At 40.7% G+C, this 17,929-nt stretch carries 14 protein-coding genes; 4 read left to right on the forward strand and 10 right to left on the reverse strand.

All coding sequences use genetic code 11. The annotated features are described in order from the left end of the window. Nucleotides 1–18: 18 nt before the first annotated feature. The 6 genes from CWB78_RS16200 to CWB78_RS16225 all read right to left on the reverse strand — a co-directional run bounded on the left by CWB78_RS16200 (nucleotide 19) and on the right by CWB78_RS16225 (nucleotide 7,326). The gene (locus CWB78_RS16200) at nucleotides 19–273 is read right to left on the reverse strand and encodes a lipoprotein (protein WP_036983007.1); all 255 of its coding nucleotides are present in this window, start codon (nucleotides 271–273) and stop codon (nucleotides 19–21) included. A gap of 24 nt (nucleotides 274–297) precedes the next feature. Beyond that, complete coding sequence (locus tag CWB78_RS16205; protein WP_138596472.1) at nucleotides 298–1,134, reverse strand: peptidoglycan binding protein CsiV; 837 nt, start codon at nucleotides 1,132–1,134, stop codon at nucleotides 298–300. Further along, nucleotides 1,134–4,607, reverse strand: coding sequence for a transcription-repair coupling factor (mfd, locus tag CWB78_RS16210; RefSeq protein ID WP_138596474.1), 3,474 nt, complete (start codon nucleotides 4,605–4,607; stop codon nucleotides 1,134–1,136). Before mfd ends, CWB78_RS16205 begins: the two co-directional genes overlap by 1 nt. A gap of 50 nt (nucleotides 4,608–4,657) precedes the next feature. Further along, nucleotides 4,658–5,551, reverse strand: a complete 894-nt coding sequence (locus CWB78_RS16215; protein ID WP_138596476.1) for a carbon-nitrogen hydrolase — start codon at nucleotides 5,549–5,551, stop codon at nucleotides 4,658–4,660. Next, complete coding sequence (locus CWB78_RS16220) at nucleotides 5,548–6,603, reverse strand: agmatine deiminase family protein (protein WP_138596478.1); 1,056 nt, start codon at nucleotides 6,601–6,603, stop codon at nucleotides 5,548–5,550. The genes CWB78_RS16215 and CWB78_RS16220 overlap by 4 nt, the downstream gene beginning before the upstream one ends. A gap of 120 nt (nucleotides 6,604–6,723) precedes the next feature. Then, complete coding sequence (locus CWB78_RS16225; protein WP_138596480.1) at nucleotides 6,724–7,326, reverse strand: PilZ domain-containing protein; 603 nt, start codon at nucleotides 7,324–7,326, stop codon at nucleotides 6,724–6,726. 287 nt (nucleotides 7,327–7,613) lie between these two features. On the opposite strand from CWB78_RS16225, the gene CWB78_RS16230 reads away from it, so the two are divergent. The 4 genes from CWB78_RS16230 to phnW all read left to right on the forward strand — a co-directional run bounded on the left by CWB78_RS16230 (nucleotide 7,614) and on the right by phnW (nucleotide 13,543). Beyond that, entirely contained in the window at nucleotides 7,614–8,171 is a 558-nt protein-coding gene (locus CWB78_RS16230) for an RNA polymerase sigma factor (RefSeq protein ID WP_010389615.1), read from the forward strand. After that, nucleotides 8,168–9,244, forward strand: coding sequence for a FecR family protein (locus tag CWB78_RS16235; RefSeq protein WP_055011781.1), 1,077 nt, complete (start codon nucleotides 8,168–8,170; stop codon nucleotides 9,242–9,244). Before CWB78_RS16230 ends, CWB78_RS16235 begins: the two co-directional genes overlap by 4 nt. 9 nt (nucleotides 9,245–9,253) lie before the next feature. Then, complete coding sequence (locus CWB78_RS16240; RefSeq protein ID WP_138596482.1) at nucleotides 9,254–12,286, forward strand: TonB-dependent receptor plug domain-containing protein; 3,033 nt, start codon at nucleotides 9,254–9,256, stop codon at nucleotides 12,284–12,286. Between the two features lie 159 nt (nucleotides 12,287–12,445). Continuing rightward, complete coding sequence (phnW, locus tag CWB78_RS16245; protein ID WP_212750864.1) at nucleotides 12,446–13,543, forward strand: 2-aminoethylphosphonate--pyruvate transaminase; 1,098 nt, start codon at nucleotides 12,446–12,448, stop codon at nucleotides 13,541–13,543. Between the two features lie 53 nt (nucleotides 13,544–13,596). On the opposite strand, the gene CWB78_RS16250 is transcribed toward phnW, so the two are convergent. From CWB78_RS16250 to CWB78_RS16265, 4 genes are all read right to left on the reverse strand, one after another. Next, complete coding sequence (locus CWB78_RS16250) at nucleotides 13,597–14,283, reverse strand: GntR family transcriptional regulator (protein ID WP_138596486.1); 687 nt, start codon at nucleotides 14,281–14,283, stop codon at nucleotides 13,597–13,599. Nucleotides 14,284–14,371: 88 nt separating this feature from the next. Then, nucleotides 14,372–15,763: an FAD-dependent oxidoreductase gene (locus CWB78_RS16255; protein ID WP_138596488.1), complete on the reverse strand. Its 1,392-nt coding sequence runs from the start codon at nucleotides 15,761–15,763 to the stop codon at nucleotides 14,372–14,374. Continuing rightward, nucleotides 15,763–16,572: a phosphonoacetaldehyde hydrolase gene (phnX, locus tag CWB78_RS16260; protein ID WP_138596490.1), complete on the reverse strand. Its 810-nt coding sequence runs from the start codon at nucleotides 16,570–16,572 to the stop codon at nucleotides 15,763–15,765. The genes CWB78_RS16255 and phnX overlap by 1 nt, the downstream gene beginning before the upstream one ends. Then, the gene (locus tag CWB78_RS16265) at nucleotides 16,569–17,900 is read right to left on the reverse strand and encodes a DUF5690 family protein (protein WP_138596492.1); all 1,332 of its coding nucleotides are present in this window, start codon (nucleotides 17,898–17,900) and stop codon (nucleotides 16,569–16,571) included. Before CWB78_RS16265 ends, phnX begins: the two co-directional genes overlap by 4 nt. Nucleotides 17,901–17,929 lie beyond the last annotated feature (29 nt).

The following is a 17,929-nucleotide window of genomic DNA, read 5'->3' on the forward strand; positions in this document are numbered from 1 at the left end:
GTTATTCCTTTATTACCCTTATTTATCCGTTAGCCCTTTTTTGCTGTATAGCGTTACTTTGTCTGATACTAAGGTAATTTCGATGTTTTTAGCGTCATTACCCCAAGTACAACTAGTATGCAGTGTTTTTTCTACACAATTATCAGCACTGCCTAAAAGAGCTTCAACTTCTGTTTTGTCCATACCAATTTTAATCTTTTCATAATTTTCTAAGTTTACTTTTGAGCAAGCAGCAAGACTCAGTGCCGCTGCAATAATAAGTAATTTTTTCATTGTTATTTTCCTTGAATAATACCGTTAATGATTAAATTTTCGAATTTGCACAATCATCCCCATACGAGGGTGATCAAAATAATGAATGTCTTCACTGAACACTCGCCTAAACTGTGAAAAGCGGGCTGATTCTAGATCGCCATTGTCACGTTTTTCACTTATATCAAAGTGTGCATTAATAAATAAGTAATGGCGCAAGTGTATTTTAAATAGCCCATCTAACTCCCATTTCATGTCGGAAGATTGAGCTTCGTCAAATAGTGGTTCAGGCGTATTTATTAAGCTAATAAAATCAGAATCGGCGTAACTAATCGCAGTGTTTATATTGTTTTTTAATTGGCTGCCTGCAAACAAATGAATGCTAGGCGAGCGTGACTTGCTCGCACCCTCAAATCGCCACCCGGTATGCAATAAAGGAGTTAGTCCTTTGCGGTTTAGAGCTTGGCGTTGTGATTGAAACTGCAATTGCTCAGGGGCTAACAGGTAAGTTTGCTCCATCGTCTCTTGTGCAGGTGCTTGAGGTATTACTGGTAACACATCGTAACTTTTTACATAATCAATGCTGTCGTTACACGCTGCTGACTGAGGATTTGAGTTGACTAAAGTGTCAGCAAAGGTACGTTTTTGAAAACGCGGATCGCCATTTATACACGCGTCTATTGCTTGTTTTTTATAAACAGGGCTTAGTAAATCTAAGGTGTTTTTATCTTCTATGGCGTCGTGCTTTAAGCTAAAGTCTTCTTGTAGGTATGGAGCAGGGCGTTGTTTAAATATCAACACTTCTACTTCAAACCAACGCTCTGCAAATGCAGTACTACTAAACAAGCAGCATAAAACAACCAGCGATTTTTTCAGCAACATTAATGGCTAACCTTTTTTTCGAAATCTGCAATCATAGCAGTGATCATTTTTAAGCGTTCACGGGCATTCGCCTCGCTAATGGCAAAGCGTAATTTATTTGCGCCATCCATCTTATAAATATGTGGCGCACTTTGTATCAAACCAATAATGAAGCTAGGATTAACCTTAGTATTTTGACTAAACTCAAAGTAGCCCCCTTTCGGGTTAGCCTCTATTTTGGTTATGCCTAGATTACTCGCTTGCATCTTTAGTTGTTGTAAACTAAATAAGTTTTTAGCTGCATCGGGCAATAAACCAAAGCGGTCTATTAATTCTACCTGCAGCTCATCAATATCAGCAAGGTTAGCACAACTTGCTACTCGCTTGTACATACCTAAACGCGCGTTAACATCATGAATATAATCATCAGGTAACAAGGCAGGTAACTTTAAGTCTACTTCTGTTTGTTTTTGTAATAGATTTTCAAGGGTTGGCTCTTGACCATTTTTAAGCGCGTTAACGGCCTGCTCAAGCATTTCCATGTATAAATTAAAGCCAATGGTTTGCATTTGCCCTGATTGATCATCGCCTAATAACTCACCCGCACCACGAATTTCTAAATCATGAGTTGCTAAGGCAAAGCCTGCACCTAAATCTTCCAGTGATGCAATCGCGTCTAAACGTTTTTTCGCATCTTTAGAGAGTGCCTTAGGGTTGCCGGTAAGTAAATAAGCATAGGCTTGGTGATGGCTTCTACCTACACGTCCGCGTAATTGGTGTAGCTGAGCAAGACCAAGTTTATCGGCTCTATCCATAATTATGGTGTTTGCTGTGGGCACATCAATACCGGTCTCAATAATCGTGGTACACACAAGAACATTGTATTTTTGATGATAAAAATCAGTCATTATTTGCTCAAGCTCTTGCTCTCGCATTTGACCATGTGCAGAGGTTACTGTTGCTTCTGGCACCCATTCGCTAATTTCTTGAGCGACACGTTCAATGGTTTCTACGTTGTTATGTAAAAAGTATACTTGGCCGCCACGTTTAATTTCACGTAGTACCGCTTCGCGAATAAGCTCTTCGTCGCGTTGGCGTACAAAGGTTTTAACCGCTAAACGTTTAGCCGGTGGAGTGGCAATAATTGATAAATCACGCATGCCACTCATCGCCATATTTAATGTACGCGGAATAGGGGTTGCGGTCAGAGTGAGTATGTCAACATCTGCTCTCAGGGCTTTAATTTTTTCTTTTTGACGAACCCCAAATCGATGCTCTTCATCAACAATTAACAGACCTAAATCTTTAAAGTTGATATCTTGTTGAATCAATTTATGAGTGCCAATAACCACATCTAGCTTGCCATCACTCATTCTTTCAAGGGTTTCTTTTTGCTCTTTGGTCGAATTAAAACGCGACAGCACACCCACTTCAATTGGAAAATCAGCAAAGCGGTCTTTAAAATTATCGAAGTGTTGCTGAGCAAGTAGGGTGGTAGGGACTAAAATAGCCACCTGCTTATTATCGTTAACTGCTACAAAGGCTGCACGCATAGCTACTTCGGTCTTACCAAAACCTACATCACCACATACTAAGCGATCCATGGCTTGTTTTGACTGCATGTCACCAAGTACCGCTTCAATGGCGTTACGTTGATCATCCGTTTCTTCAAACGGGAAGCTATCGCTAAATTGGCGATAAGCTTGGCCATCAAGCGTAAACTTATTACCAGGCTTAGCTTGGCGTTGTGCATATATGTCGAGTAACTCTGCGGCTACATCACGTACTTTTTCGGCGGCGCGCTTTTTCGCTTTATCCCAGGCATCAGAGCCGAGCTTATGCAGTGGCGCACTGGCCTCTTCACCGCCTGAGTAACGACTAAGCATATGAAGTGCCGATACCGGCACATAAAGCTTTGCTTCACCTGCATAAGTAATAGTTACAAATTCAGTCACCACACCGGCGGCATCAATCGTTTGCAGCCCTTGATAACGGCCCACACCATGGTCAAGGTGCACAACTGGTTGGCCTTCTTTAAGCTCTGCTAAGTTACGAATTAACGCGTCTTGGCTTGCTTCATACTTGTGCTTACGACGTCTGCGTTGTGATACTTTGATCCCAAGCAATTCTTGCTCGGTAATAATGCTCAAACTTGGTTTAGTGCTAAGCACCACACTTTGCTCAAGCGGACTGACAATTAAACCAACGTCATTACTGCTGTTGGTAAACTGCTCAAAGCTATCAAATTCTTTAAATTTTAAGCCGCTAGGTTTTAATATACTCAGTAATGATTCGCGTCGACCGTCCGACTCAACACTGATGACAACTCGGCCTTTTTTCTTTTTTTGTTCTGCCACATAATTTATAAATGCATCGTAGGGTTGATGTTGTTTATGATCGATGCGTACATTGGGCAATTCATTAACTGCGAGATTTTTATTACCTGCTTTAGTGCCTAGCTTTGCTTGCGATAGGCGAATGCTGCCATAATTGCCTAAATTGGAAAACAGCTCATTAATTGGCTGATATAATTCATCGGGCGGTAATAGTGGACGCAGAGGATCTACACGGCGGTTCTCATAACGCACATTAACATCGTGCCAAAAGTTATCCGCTGCATGCTCTAAATCCCCTAACTGCATGACGGTTGTTGAGTCAGGCAAGTAGTCGAATATGGTTGCTAAGCCTTCAAAAAACAGCGGCATGTAATATTCTATACCTGCTGGCCAATTGCCTTTGCTGACCTGCATGTAGACTGAGTCTTGCTCAGCACTTGCGCCAAATTTTTCACGATAGCTTATTCTGAAACGTTCAATATCTGATTCGTTAGTAGGGAACTCATGAGCAGGCAGTAGCTCAATTTTGTCTACTTTTTCGTCTGAGCGCTGAGTTTCCACATCAAATAAACGGATGGTATCTAGCTCATCATCAAAAAAGTCGAGCCTAAATGGATGCTTACTCCCCATGGGGTATAAATCAACAATAGAGCCGCGTATGGCATATTCGCCATGTTCCATGACTTGTTGCACATGTAAGTAACCCGCTTGCTCTAAATTTTCTCGCAGGGCATGGGTGTCTAACCTATCGCCTACTTTAAAGTTCAGCGTTGAGCCGTATATAAATGATGCTGGGGCAGTACGCAGCATCAAGGTTGATACCGGCACAATGAGCACGCTTTGTTGCTCTTTTTTCAGTGTGTTGAGTGTTGCTAAACGTGCTGAAATAATATCTTGGTGGGGAGAGAAGTGATCATAAGGCAATGTTTCCCAATCTGGAAAAACCATTACTGGGTTATCAGGCAGCAAGTACTCTAATTCTGTTTCAAGGCGCAGAGCACTTGGTGTATCAGGGGTAACAATTAACACTAAGTTGTCTTGCTGCTTAACACCTTGTGCAATAGCAATGCTTAAGCCACTGCCTAGAAGTTCGCCCCATTGAATTTTATCTTTTTGAGATTTTACCCAAGGCAAGGCTGCCCATTGCTCAAACGCCATTAATTACTCCATTAAATTAGGCTCTTAACGAGTAAGAGCCACATTATTATTTAGTCACGGTAAATTTTTGTTAAATCTTGATAATGATCAATTCTACGGTCGCGTAAATACGGCCAAATACGTCTTACGTTCTCGCTACGTTTTTGATCAAGTTTTACCATTAATATTTGTTCATTCTGGTTATCAGCCTCTGCCAACATCTCGCCTTGAGGGCCTGCAATAAACGAGTTGCCCCAAAATTGAATGCCGTCACTTTGACCGCTAGGGTCGCTTTCATGACCAACTCGATTACAGCTAATCACCGGAACGCCATTAGCAACTGCATGCGCTCGCTGTGAAATAACCCAAGCATCTTTTTGGCGAGTTTGCTCGTCTTTATCATCGCGTGGATCCCAGCCAATGGCTGTTGGGTAAATTAAAAGTTCAGCACCGGCCATTGACATTAAGCGCGCGGCTTCAGGAAACCATTGGTCCCAACACACCAGTACGCCAAGCTTACCTACTGAGGTTTGAATAGGCTCAAAGCCTAAGTCCCCAGGAGTAAAGTAAAATTTTTCATAAAACCCTGGGTCGTCTGGAATATGCATTTTACGGTATTTACCTGCAATGCTGCCGTCTTTTTCAAGCACCACGGCGGTATTGTGATAAAGACCCGTAGCACGTTTCTCAAATAATGAAGCTACAATAACAATACCGAGCTCTTTTGCGAGTTCGCCTAAAGTGTTGCTACTTGGGCCTGGTATTGTTTCGGCCAAATCAAATACATCAACGTCTTCGGTTTGGCAAAAATATAAACTGCGGTGTAACTCTTGTAATACAACAAGTTGCGCGCCTTTACTAGCTGCATCGCGAATGCCCGCAATTGACTTTTCAATATTATGTTCAGCGTTGTCACTGTTGCTTTGTTGCACTAAGGCAACTGATAAATGTGCAGGGCTTGTCATTGTGCTGCTCCAGCTAAAAATCCACGAGGTAATTGCATTGTAATGCAGTGAAGACTGCCAAATTGCTCAATAATAGGTAAGCAATTTACACCAATAATTGTGTGCTCTGGGTATGCTTTTTGAACTTGTGTTAAAGCACGTTGGTCGTTTACATCGTCATAAATAGGCACTAATACTGCGTTATTTATAATTAAGTAATTTGCATAGGTGGCAGGTAGACGCGTATTTTCATCGTCATACACGGCTTTTGGCCACGGTAACTCAATTAGCTTATATGGGGTGTTATCAGCAGTTTTAAAGCTTTGTAGTTGTTTTTCCATGGCATCTAGCGCGCTAAAATGCTCATCGCTTTTATCGTCACATTTTACATACACAAGGGTGTTGTTAGGTGCAAAACGAACGAGCGTATCAATGTGGCTATCGGTGTCGTCACCGGCTAAATAACCATGATCAACCCATAAAAAATCAGTAGCGCCTAAGTGCGCTTTTAAAAGTACTTCTATGTCACTTGGGTTTAAATCAGGGTTACGGTTTTTATTCAGTAAACATTCGCTAGTTGTTAGCAATACACCATGTTCATTAATTTCAATACCACCGCCTTCAAGCACCATATCGAGGGCTTGATACTGGTTGTTTGTATTGCTTAGCTGTTTAACTAATGTGTGGTTTATTTGATTATCAAGGGCACTTTCAAACTTATTACCCCAGCCATTAAAGGTAAAGTCGTAGACTTTTAATTGCTCTGGCTTTTCTATAGCGCTGCAGGTAAGTGGGCCATGGTCGCGCGCCCACGTATCGTTAGTGGGAGTAACAACAAAATATACACGGGTTTGCTCAATACCAGCATCATTTAGTAATGAGTTAATGTGGGTTTTTAATATTTCATCATGAGCAACAATCACTAAGGCTTGTTGCGCAGTAATATGTTTTGCAAGTTCAATATAAACGGGTTCAACACGTGCTAAATTATCAGCCCAATCGGTATTTTTATGAGGCCATGTAAGCATAACTGCATTTTGCTCGGCCCATTCAGGTAAAAGTCTAAAGTTCATGGATTTTTAATACAAATAAAGATGGGGCTAGTTTAGCAGTTCAATTACAGCTAAGTCACTTTTAAATAAACGTTTGAACTACAATTTAAAGCGATTTAAACAGGTAAATAAACACTCGTGTTACTCGTTTGAACTCTCTTTCGCTTTTTCAAGTTGTTGGCGCTTTTTAAGTTGGCGTGTTTGCGCATGTAAACTGGCTCTAACAACCAACTCTTGATCACTGTCTCTTATTGATACGAATAGCAGGGTATACTGGTAATGCTCATTGTCTTGTTTTTCTATAGCAACAACTTCGCTATAACAATACACCGCAGAGGCTTCATGCTGTAAAAACAGTTTGGTACGAAATTTCTGACCTAATGTGTACAAATGTTCACTGGTAAATTTAATTCCGCCGCCGCCATAACTATCGCAATAAATTGAGTTATCTTCAGGTTGTTCTGAAGCTAAAATATGGCTCATGATCAAATCTATCTTACGCGACTGGGCTTGTAAAAACGTCGTCAGTTCTTGGGCAATATCTCCTAAGTTACGCAAAGGGCCTAAAGCGCTTTGCTCTAAACTACTGACTTCGTTAGCAAGTTTAAATAAAGGCGGAATATCTGCGTCTAGTTCAGCCAAACTTTTTGGTACCACTGCGTCATCTACGGCAAATAGATTGACGCGATTGCTCTCTTCAATTTGAAAGTAAAGCTCAAAATCAGCTAATTTTTGATTATTCATTTTTAACTCCTAGCCTCTATCCGTTAATAGTAGCGTTGCGGTTATTAAATTACTACACAGCAACCCAATAAAAATTAAGCTAAATAAGGGTTTGGCTTCACTATAAAAACGCTAGGGGTGCTACTTTTTATACAGCCATAATGATTAAGAACATAATAAATATTAATACATTTATACTGAGTACGTATATTCGCAACTAATAAATAACCAATAATTAACAAAATGCCTTGTAATTAACCATAAAACTCGTAATCTTACCGTAATAATAATAACAAGGGACTACCCACGTGGCTCGAGGAATTAAATTAGCCAGTACATTCTCAGATATATCCACGCAACTGCGGCGCTTTGTGTCTAAAATTGTGTTACCTGACGATGTTGATGATATTGTTCAAGAAACCTTTGTTAAAAGTTATGAAGCAGAGCTAAAACAAGATATTCAATACACCCGCAGCTATATGTTGAAAACAGCTAAACATCTCGCCCTAAATCATATAGCTAAATGGGATAATAAATTTAGTACTCCTTTAAATCACGAAACTGAACTTCCTAAATTGCTTAAATCAATGCAATTAGAAGATGAATACACCTCCAAAGAACGTTTTTTACTATTTTGTCGTGCTACTGAGCAGCTAAGCCCTGTAGTGAGAAAATGTTTTATATTAAAAAAAGTATATGGGATGAGCCAAAAAGAGATCGCACAGCAAATGCAGCTAAGTCAAAGTACGGTAGAAAAGCACATTGCTAAAGGGCTACTAAACACCATGCTATATATGCGCGATCAAGTGCAAGATGAGAGTGAACATTGCCAACAAAGTGCGAACATAGTGAGGGCAGTAAAATGAGTAACATCCATCAATTTACTTCAAAAGAATTAATCTTAGAAAAAGCATCGCAATGGATAAGTGCGATTGATCGTGGCTTAAGTACACAAGAGCAAGAGCAATTTAAACTGTGGATGCTACAAAGCACGGCTCATCAGAATGCGGTATATGAATTAGCACAATTATGGGATGACTTAAGTGTGCTTAACGAGCTCAGCGTATTGTTTCCTAATAAGCACTCTGCAGGCATTAAAACAAAGCCTTCCTATGTATATGGTATTGCGGCAAGTGTTGTTGCAGCTTTAATGATGTGCAGCTACTTTTTGCTGAACATGGGGAGCAACTTTAACCAAAATTTAGCTAAAGTAAATTACACAAAAATTTATAAAACAAAGGTTGGCGAGCAAGCAACCTATGTTTTACCAGATGGCACAATAGTTCAGCTCAATACTAATAGTTCACTAGAAGTCGCTTATAGCCAAGGACGTAGACAGTTATTACTAAGCCGTGGAGAAGGGCGTTTTAATGTAGCTAAAGATGCATCACGCCCATTTAGTGTGATGGCGGGGGATAAAAGCTTTACCGCACTTGGTACAGTCTTTAATGTGCAGCGCAATACCTCATCAGATCTCGAGTTGGTAGTCACTGAAGGTAAAGTGATGATCACCGATCCTAGCGTTGCCGTTAATGCTGACGATTTTAAAGCGTATCAGCAAGCTGATAACAGCAATCACGAAATCCGCCAGATCAATGCCAATATAGTGATATCGGGTGAAAAAGCTATTATTGAGCAGAGCGTAACTAAACCAATTACACAATTATCGGTTGATGATGTACAACGCGATTTAGCATGGCAAAATGGCATGTTGATTTTTAATGGTGAACAGTTGGTTGATGCCTTAAACGAGGTTAGCCGTTATACCGCCACGCGGTTTGAATTATCATCTGATGAATTAGCGCGCATTAAAGTGGCTGGCGTCTTCAAAGCAGGTGATGTTGCAGGGCTGTTAGAGAGCTTACAAAATAATTTTTCAATTGAGCATGAACGTTTAGGCGAGCATGTTGTTAGTTTAAAATATCAAAAAAAATCATAGGTAATGGTAATGAAAATCACGCCATTGTTAATTAATGTTACTCATAAGGGTGTAAAAGGTAATTTAAAGATTAAAAAAATGATAAAAACCTATAGAGGATTTTTGTTTGCTAACTGTTTATATAAGTTGCGCAGTAACCATACGTGTTATTTAAGTCCGCTGGGACTCGTTGCACCGCTGTTTTTTAGTATCAGTGTGCACGCGAGTCAAACTGAGGGACAAATGATGCAGTTTGATATAAAAGCGCAACGAGCAGACAAAGCCTTAATAGAATTTGCTAAGCAAACTGAACAAACAGTGGTTTTTTCGTATGAGCTTGCTAAACAGTACGAGGCAAATTCATTATATGGATTTTATTCTCAACTCGATGCGCTAAACGCATTGTTAGCTGAGACTGAGCTCGATGCGGTTGTTGATCAAAATGGTTTACTGAGTATTAAACTCAAACAAATCAATAGGAAAGATAACAACATGATGAAGCTTTCAGGAGTTAGTGCTGCTGTATTACCTGCTTTACTTGCAGTTAATTCACAAGGAATAAATGCCGCTGAACAAAGCGCAGAACAAAACATCGAAAAAATTGCTATTGTAGGTAGTCGTGTCGCAGGACGTTCAGTTGAAGACTTACCTGTCCCCGTTGATATTTTAAGTGCAGAAGCACTCGAAAACACCGGCCAAACAGAAGTTGGCCGCATGCTTCAAGCTATCGCACCTTCTTTTAATTTTTCAAGTTCATCTATTAGTGATGGTACTGATGCATTAAGACCTGCAACGTTACGTGGCCTTGGCCCTGACCAAACATTGGTATTGATCAATGGTAAGCGTCGCCACCAAGCAAGTATTATTCATATTAATACCTCGGTTGGTCGTGGTACTGCGGGTACTGACATGAATGCGATTCCAGCCTCAGCCATTAAACGTATTGAAGTGCTTCGCGATGGCGCTGCAGCTCAATATGGTTCGGATGCAATTGCCGGTGTTATTAATATCGTGCTAAAAGATGGCAGCGAAGGTGGTAAAGCGGCCGTTAACTACGGTGAGTATTCAGAAGGTGATGGCGAAACCGTTAATATCGACTTTAATAAAGGCTTTGCTTTAGGTGATAACGGTTATTTAAATACAACTATTAACTACCGTGATCGTGCACCAACTAACCGTGCGGGCCTTCATGGCTCATGCCAGTTCTATGGCTGTACTGAACTTTCTGATGGCACCTTGCTTGCAGGTGATCCACGCGAATTAACCGCGCCACGTGATACATTCAGAATTGGTGATGCTGATTCACAACAATTTGGTTTAACAGTTAACACCGGCTACGAATTAGGAGCGGGTGAACTATACGGTTTTATTACCTATTCAACTCGTGATAACGAATCAGCGGCATTTTTCCGTCATAATGCCAATGCAGGTGGTAATCCGGTACTTCAAGATGGCGATGCAACTATCCCAGCTGGCTTCTTACCTAAAATAAATACCACGATTGATGATATTTCCTATAACTTTGGTTATAAAACTGAATTTGATAACGACTCAAGCTTAGATTTATCGTACACCTATGGTGAAAACAGTATTGACTACACGACCAGCGATACTATTAACGGCTCTTACGCGAATTTTTTACGTTATGACCAAGGCCTAAGTGCAGCAGATATTCGCGCCACGATTCCACGTCAAGGTTACGCTTATGGCATGGAGCTATCACTGCAAACGATCAATCTTGATTTTACTCAAAATTTTGATGACTACTCGTTAGCAATGGGTGCTGAAATTCGTACCGATGAGTACCGAATTTTAGAGGGTAGTGAATATGCATATCGTGATTACGATACCAACAATGGTGTTAATATTTACGATGGACTAAGCGGTGGTATTGGCAGCGAAAACGCATCCGGTGGCACACAAGGCTTTGGTGGTTCATCGCCAGCGTCGTCGGTTGATGAGTCGCGTGATGTGATCTCATTTTACTTAGATGCTGAAGCTTACGTTATTGAAGATGTGATTATCTCAGGGGCGTTACGTTACGACAATTACAAAGGGTTTGGCGATACAGTTAACTTTAAACTAGCCGGTAACTGGTCAGTAACTGAAGATATTTCACTTCGTGGTGCGCTAAGCTCAGGCTTTAGAGCACCTTCAATGCAGCAGTTGTATTTTAACAACATCAGCACACAGTTTGTTGTAGGTCCTAATGGTAATTTAGTGGCTGAAGAAGTGGGGACCTTTAGAAACGATTCAACCCTTGCGCAAAGTTTAGGTATTCCTAAGCTCACAGAAGAGAAATCTCAAAACCGCAGTTTAGGTATCGTTTATAACGTAAGCGATAATATTAATGTAACCCTAGATTACTACTCAATTGATATTGACGACCGTATTGTAATTAGTAATCGCTTAGGTAAAGGCTTATCAAGCAGTCTTGATGCCGCGTTATTAAGTTCAGGTGCGGGTGCAGGGCAGTTTTTCTTAAATGGCGCTGATACTGAGACACAAGGTATCGACTTTGTGGCTACATGGAATACAGAAGGCCTTGGTGGCACGCTTGATTTTACTTTAGCGGCTAACTTTACAGAAACTGATGTCGTGTCGTTATTTACCCCTGCAGGTTCTGGTCTTGAAACCGTGCCAGTCGATGATGTGTTTTCTGATCAAGAAATTTCTATTATTGAAGAATGGCAACCAGAAGATCGAATTAACTTAAGTGCACTTTATCGTCGCGACGACTGGACCGTAAACCTATCGCTTAACCGTTTTGGTGAGTACACAGTTGAAGATGGCGGCCGCCAGACTTACGGTGCTGAAATTTTAACGGATATTAAAGTAAACTATTTTGTGACTGACGATTTATCAGTAAATATTGGCGCAAATAACTTATTTGATGTTTACCCAGATGAAAACACCATAGGTAATTCACGTTCAGGCACAATCGTAGATGCTCAAGGTAATACTATTGTCAGCAGCGATGGTGTATTTAAGTACTCACGTCGTTCAGCGCCATTTGGCTTCAACGGTGCATACTACTATGTAGGTGCAGAGTACCGCTTTTAATAAATAACTCTCCTATTGTTATTTAACAACCAAAGGGCCGTAAGGCCCTTTTATCGTTTTTATGGTTACAGTGTTTATAGTGTCATAAAAACTTCACTGTTTTTAGTTTATGAAATCTTCAATAATAACTGGACTAGACCAGATTGAGTGAAATAAATTATGAACAATTATTTGCTATTAACGCCCGGCCCATTAACGACCTCTAATACTGTTAAGCAGGCGATGCTTAAAGACTGGTGTACTTGGGATGATGATTATAATCGCGACATAGTGCAAACAATACGTAATAAATTAGTATCGCTTGCGACATCACAACCTAATTATACTAGTGTATTAATGCAAGGCAGTGGCACTGCCAGTGTAGAGTCAGCGCTTGGCAGTCTTATTCCAAAAACGGGTAAGTTACTTGTTATTAATAATGGGGCATACGGGAAGCGTATTGCTGAAATTGCCGACTATTTAGCAATTGACTGTCATGTTTTAAATTATACAGAAACGGCACTGCCAAACCTTGATGAGATTGATACTGTTTTAAAAAATAATTCAGGTATTACTCACATTGCAATGGTCCATTGTGAAACGACCACAGGTATACTCAATCATATTGAAGAGGTTGGCTCACTAGCTAAAAAGTATCAAAAGGTATTTATTGTTGATGCTATGAGCAGTTTTGGCGGTATTAAGTTCGACCTTGCACAGTGGCATATAGATGTAATGATCAGCTCTGCAAATAAATGCATTCAAGGTGTCCCTGGCTTTGGCTTTGTGGTATGTAAGCAAAGTATTATTGAGCAAAGTGAAGGCATTGCGCGCTCCTTGTCATTGGATTTATATCAGCAATGGTTATGTATGGAGCAACACCATGGTAAATGGCGTTTTACCTCGCCAACTCATGTTGTGCGTGCATTTTATCAAGCCCTGCAAGAGTTAGATGAGGAAGGAGGAATAGCAGAGCGCTTTAAGCGTTACTCGCAAAACCAAAAGACTTTGGTAGCAGGTATGAAAGCGTTAGGGTTTGTACCTTTACTGAATGAGGAAGTCCATTCCCCCATCATTACCTCATTCTTATCGCCTAGCGAAGAGCATTATGATTTTAAATCTTTTTATAGTGCGTTAAAGCAAGAAGGTTTTGTTATTTACCCTGGTAAAGTTTCTAACGCTGATTGCTTTCGCATAGGTAATATTGGTGAAGTAGTTGAGGCCGATATACAGCGTTTGCTTGATGCTGTGGCAAAAAACCAATATTGGAAAGCTTAAAGCTAATTTTCACCCGTGCAAGCGGTGCTTAATTTTCATTAAACACCGCTTTTTTATTGGCCATCAACCACCATTTCAATGGCATTATGCAACCAGTACTCAATGTTATAATCAACTAACAAACCATGCTCATCAAATCGCTTTCTAATAACGTGTAAGCAGGGTGTACCGCTATTTTTTTCAAGTAGATGACTCACTTCATCAGGTAATACCGTGACATTTATTATGCTTTGCTCATTAACGATATTCGTTGCGTACTGTTTTGCCATAATATCGGTGATAGAGGTATCTAAGGGGTGTAAGTGAAAATCAGCAAAGCGTTTAGCATCACAATAAATATGCTCAAACATTACGGCGCGATTATCTAGACTACGTATACGTTGAAGATGATAAAGCGTTTGGGCATCTAACGCTTGGCAAATTTCAAGCTTTGCCTGCTGTTGCACACTCACGAGTGTCGTTTGTGCAACAAATCCTTGTTGTTTTGCCAATTCATAAAAATTGACTTTAGTAGCAGGGTGCCACTTTAATCTTTTTGGGGTGACAAACCAGCCTTTACGTTTTTGACTGAATATTAGGCCTTCAGCTTCCAACCTCAGAAGCGCTTCGCGAACAGTAATTCGGGTAGAACTAAACTTTTGTTGTAATTCTCGCTCTGAAGGCAACTTATGACCCGCTGCAATCGCGTCGGTTTTTAGTAGTGCATGAATATAATTACGGATCTCTTGATATAAAAGCATCGTTTGATTATTTATCCTAAAAATATAATAGCTTAGCTGAGTATAATGTGACTTATATTGTTTATGGTGAGCATTATATTCAGCTAGTTTATGAATCGACTTTAGCAGCATTGCCACTTAATTTAGCCAAAAAATTATCTATACTGCGAACCGCTGCATTACTATCTTCTGCGGCCTCTTTACGTCTTATTGCATTACGTACTAAATATGCACCTGCTGTTCGGATGGGTTCAATAGGAAACTGATTTAGTGATTGATTAACTAAGCCGCAGTTTTGCCACTTAGGATCATTATTGAGTACCATTGCACAGAGAATTTTTGCACCCAAATAAGATTGTACAATTCCATTGCCAGAGTAGCCACCTGCGTAAAATACATTTTTTTGATTGTTAAGCTGACCAAAGAATGGAAAGCCAGAAACGCTGCGATCGGAAGCGCCCGTCCACGTTCGTTCTATGGGTAAGTGATGCCTTTCAAAGAAATAATTGAGTGATGATTTTAAAATATCGTGATAGCTGCTCGGCAAATCAAACTTTGGATATACCTTATTACAATAACTAAAAAAGTTTCCTCCTTTACCTAACATTAACCGCCCGTCACTGGTGGTCCGGTAGTAATTAACAAACAGACGAGAGTCAATAATAGCACTGCCGTGATTTAAATTTAGTTGCTCTAAAACTTCTGGGATTGGCTTAGTGATGACCATGTCACTAGAAACCAGTACAACAGAGCGAGAAAATACTTTATGTAAACTAGGTAGCCACGCATTAACCGCAAAAATAACTGTATTGGATAATAGGTTCCCCTGACTTGTATGAACGGTTATTTGTTGATCGCCAAAGTGTTGCATATATTCACATTGCTCTATTATTGTCACTCCAAGCTGTTGCGCGACTCGCTTTAATCCTCTGACGAGCTTCGCTGGTTGTACACTGCCACCATGGGCAGAAAAATGAGCAGTGAGGTTTTTCTTTGAACCGGTTTGTTGTAATTGTTGAGTGTCACAAGAATGCCACGAATTAATTTTAAATTTATCTAAGTAATCAAGCGCGTTACTTAACCGCCCGATTTGACTCGTGTTGGAGGCTGTATAAAAGCATCCATCAATTCGACAATCACAATCAATAGAATAAGTTAGCGTAAAACGCTTAATATCATGGACGGTTTGCTCAGATTGTTGTACTAAAAAAAGGGCGTTTTCTAATCCTACTAATTTAATCAGACTGGGTAATTTAGTCGACCATGTTAACATCGCACCGCCATTACGGCCCGATGCGCCCTGACCACACAACCCTTGTTCAATAATAGTCACTTTTTTTTGGGGCTGCTGTTGCTTGATTTGAATGGCGGTCCAAAGTCCTGTAAACCCCCCACCGATAATACAAATATCGGTGTGATGATTTTCAGGAAGTTGAGGAAGAAGTCTATCGGCATCCTCCTCTTTTATGGCGTTATCAAACCAAAAAGGTTGATAATTCATTAAGGACGCTCTCCTCGAGCGAGTCTCGTTTCAATTTGCATTAAAACAGGTTCGATATCAGCTAAAGAGTCAATCACGAAATGAGCGCCGGCTTGATATAAATGCTGGTATGCTTGACGGGTTAAAACGGCTTGTTCATCGTTTGAGCACGCTGCCCATTCTTGTTCGGTTAAACCGACTGCATTACCACTTAGGGCAACACCAACAGTCCACATTCCTGCATTTAAACCTTCAGAGATGCCAGGTGCTGAATCGTCAACTTTTACACAGTTAGCAACACATTGAATGCCTAATGCATTCACGTTTTCAAGTGCCATCCATGGCCCTGGGCGAGAGCCAGCCGTTAGTTCATCACTACCAACGCTATGATCGGGTTGGTAACCATATTCAGCGGCTGCCACTTCAAGCACGTCCATCACTTGGCGGGGATAGCCTGAACAGCTGCCAATTTTAATACCTTGCTGTTTTAAACGCGCTATTACGGGTAATACGCCAGCAATAGGCATAGCACGATCTGCGACTTTAGCTTTTTGTAATGGCATAAAGGTATTGTAAATATGATCTATTTGCTCATTAGTCATTGAGCAGCCAAATTGTGTCTGCCAACGAGATTCAATTTCCGGTAATTTTCCTAGGGTTGCAATATGGTCCCATTTTCCCATGCCCATCGGAATACGCGCTTGCGCCAGCGTAATATCAAAATCAAACGCGGCTTTAAATGCCTCCACAAAAATAGTGGTTGGCGCTACAGAGCCATGGTCTACAACTGTGCCGGCCCAGTCTAAAATGAGTGCTTCTAAATGTTTCATATTTCTTCTCTTATATATGTAGGTGTAGATACAGGGTGTAACCTGCGAACTTGTTTGAAAGGGGATAAGCGCATTACAAAGTAGCTTAGTGAGCACAACACCAAAAATGCAGCTATACAGCCGACCCAGTAACAGGCGTTTATAAAAAAGTTAAGCCAACTAATCTCAGGCATCACAAAGGTGCGATAGAGTAAGATACTCACCGAGCCCAAATAACCAGCAGAGTCTGCTAAGTAAATTAAAAACCCGGCATTGGCGGTTGAGCCAACAGCAGAAATCATACGGTCAAATAAGAAGCAATTGTAGGGGATGTAACTAATATAAAGGCCAGCTCCAAGCAGTACCATCCATGCCTTAGCGTTTAGTAATTGGCTTTCAAACGCAAGAGTACTGCCTACAAACAAGCAGGCACCAAACAAAATGAATCCGTGGTTTACATAAAAAGCGGTTTTATTATTTTTTACTAACACCATTGCACCAAGTGCAATCAAGACTATGAATGCCATACGTATACCTGCATAGGCGAATATAGCTGGCTCTTGGCCATATCCCAGTGCTTGCCAAATTTCTGCGGCAAAGTTATCGCGAAAGTCACGAAAGCCAGTAAATAATAAGAAACTCAGAATTAAACAGCTAATACCAAACCAGTATTGTTTGAAAAACTGCCAGCGGGCTCTACCATTCATAGGTAAGCGTTGTTGACGCGCCTGCTGATCCTCTGGTGTCGGATTGGGTAACAAGGTTAAACACTTAACACTAAGTAACAACAAGGGTAAAAATAACGCTCCGGTTGCGGCAGGCATCCACAGTTCCGGAACATTGAGATTATCTATCAGCCATTTACCGACACTGCGCACTAAACCTGACGCCAAAATAAAGGTGACACTGAGAATGGCACCGAGTATCTCAGAAGTTCGTCTGCCTTCTAAGAAACTAAATACAATACCCCAAATCATTCCCAACGATAAACCATTAAAAAATAGCCATACTACGTTGACTCCAACAGGGGTCACGGCAAATAAAATTAGCGATAATTCAGCTGCTGTAATCATACCAATGATGGCAAGACCCCGTTGTTGGTGCCGCATTTCTGCAATGACCTTAACACCAATAAATTTGGCACATAAGTAGCCAAATACTTGTGCTAGAATGAGCGCTATTTTAAAGCTAATTTGCCAACTTGGATCGTCAAACTCTGTATAGCTGTTAGCTGTAAAGGGTTTTCGAAATGCATACATACAAAAGTAAGTCATAAATGCGGCGCTTGCTGCAAATAGAACAAACCCAACACCGTGTGCACGATGTAGCCACTTTGGTTGCGTAAACATAGGGTTATCCTTCGCGAGACTTTCGCCCC

Origin of the sequence: Pseudoalteromonas sp. S1612, assembly GCF_005887175.1 — a bacterium.
Lineage (GTDB): Bacteria > Pseudomonadota > Gammaproteobacteria > Enterobacterales > Alteromonadaceae > Pseudoalteromonas > Pseudoalteromonas undina.

Excerpts from the sequence above, each read along its gene's own strand:
- mfd (WP_138596474.1), bottom strand. The coding sequence starts at position 4,607 with ATGGCGTTTGAGCAATGGGCAGCCTTGCCTTGGGTAAAATCTCAAAAA.
- phnW (WP_212750864.1), top strand. The coding sequence starts at position 12,446 with ATGAACAATTATTTGCTATTAACGCCCGGCCCATTAACGACCTCTAAT.
- CWB78_RS16200 (WP_036983007.1), bottom strand. The coding sequence starts at position 273 with ATGAAAAAATTACTTATTATTGCAGCGGCACTGAGTCTTGCTGCTTGC.
- CWB78_RS16225 (WP_138596480.1), bottom strand. The coding sequence starts at position 7,326 with ATGAATAATCAAAAATTAGCTGATTTTGAGCTTTACTTTCAAATTGAA.
- CWB78_RS16235 (WP_055011781.1), top strand. The coding sequence starts at position 8,168 with ATGAGTAACATCCATCAATTTACTTCAAAAGAATTAATCTTAGAAAAA.
- CWB78_RS16215 (WP_138596476.1), bottom strand. The coding sequence starts at position 5,551 with ATGACAAGCCCTGCACATTTATCAGTTGCCTTAGTGCAACAAAGCAAC.
- CWB78_RS16265 (WP_138596492.1), bottom strand. The coding sequence starts at position 17,900 with ATGTTTACGCAACCAAAGTGGCTACATCGTGCACACGGTGTTGGGTTT.
- CWB78_RS16240 (WP_138596482.1), top strand. The coding sequence starts at position 9,254 with ATGAAAATCACGCCATTGTTAATTAATGTTACTCATAAGGGTGTAAAA.
- CWB78_RS16250 (WP_138596486.1), bottom strand. The coding sequence starts at position 14,283 with ATGCTTTTATATCAAGAGATCCGTAATTATATTCATGCACTACTAAAA.
- CWB78_RS16255 (WP_138596488.1), bottom strand. The coding sequence starts at position 15,763 with ATGAATTATCAACCTTTTTGGTTTGATAACGCCATAAAAGAGGAGGAT.
- CWB78_RS16205 (WP_138596472.1), bottom strand. The coding sequence starts at position 1,134 with ATGTTGCTGAAAAAATCGCTGGTTGTTTTATGCTGCTTGTTTAGTAGT.
- CWB78_RS16220 (WP_138596478.1), bottom strand. The coding sequence starts at position 6,603 with ATGAACTTTAGACTTTTACCTGAATGGGCCGAGCAAAATGCAGTTATG.
- phnX (WP_138596490.1), bottom strand. The coding sequence starts at position 16,572 with ATGAAACATTTAGAAGCACTCATTTTAGACTGGGCCGGCACAGTTGTA.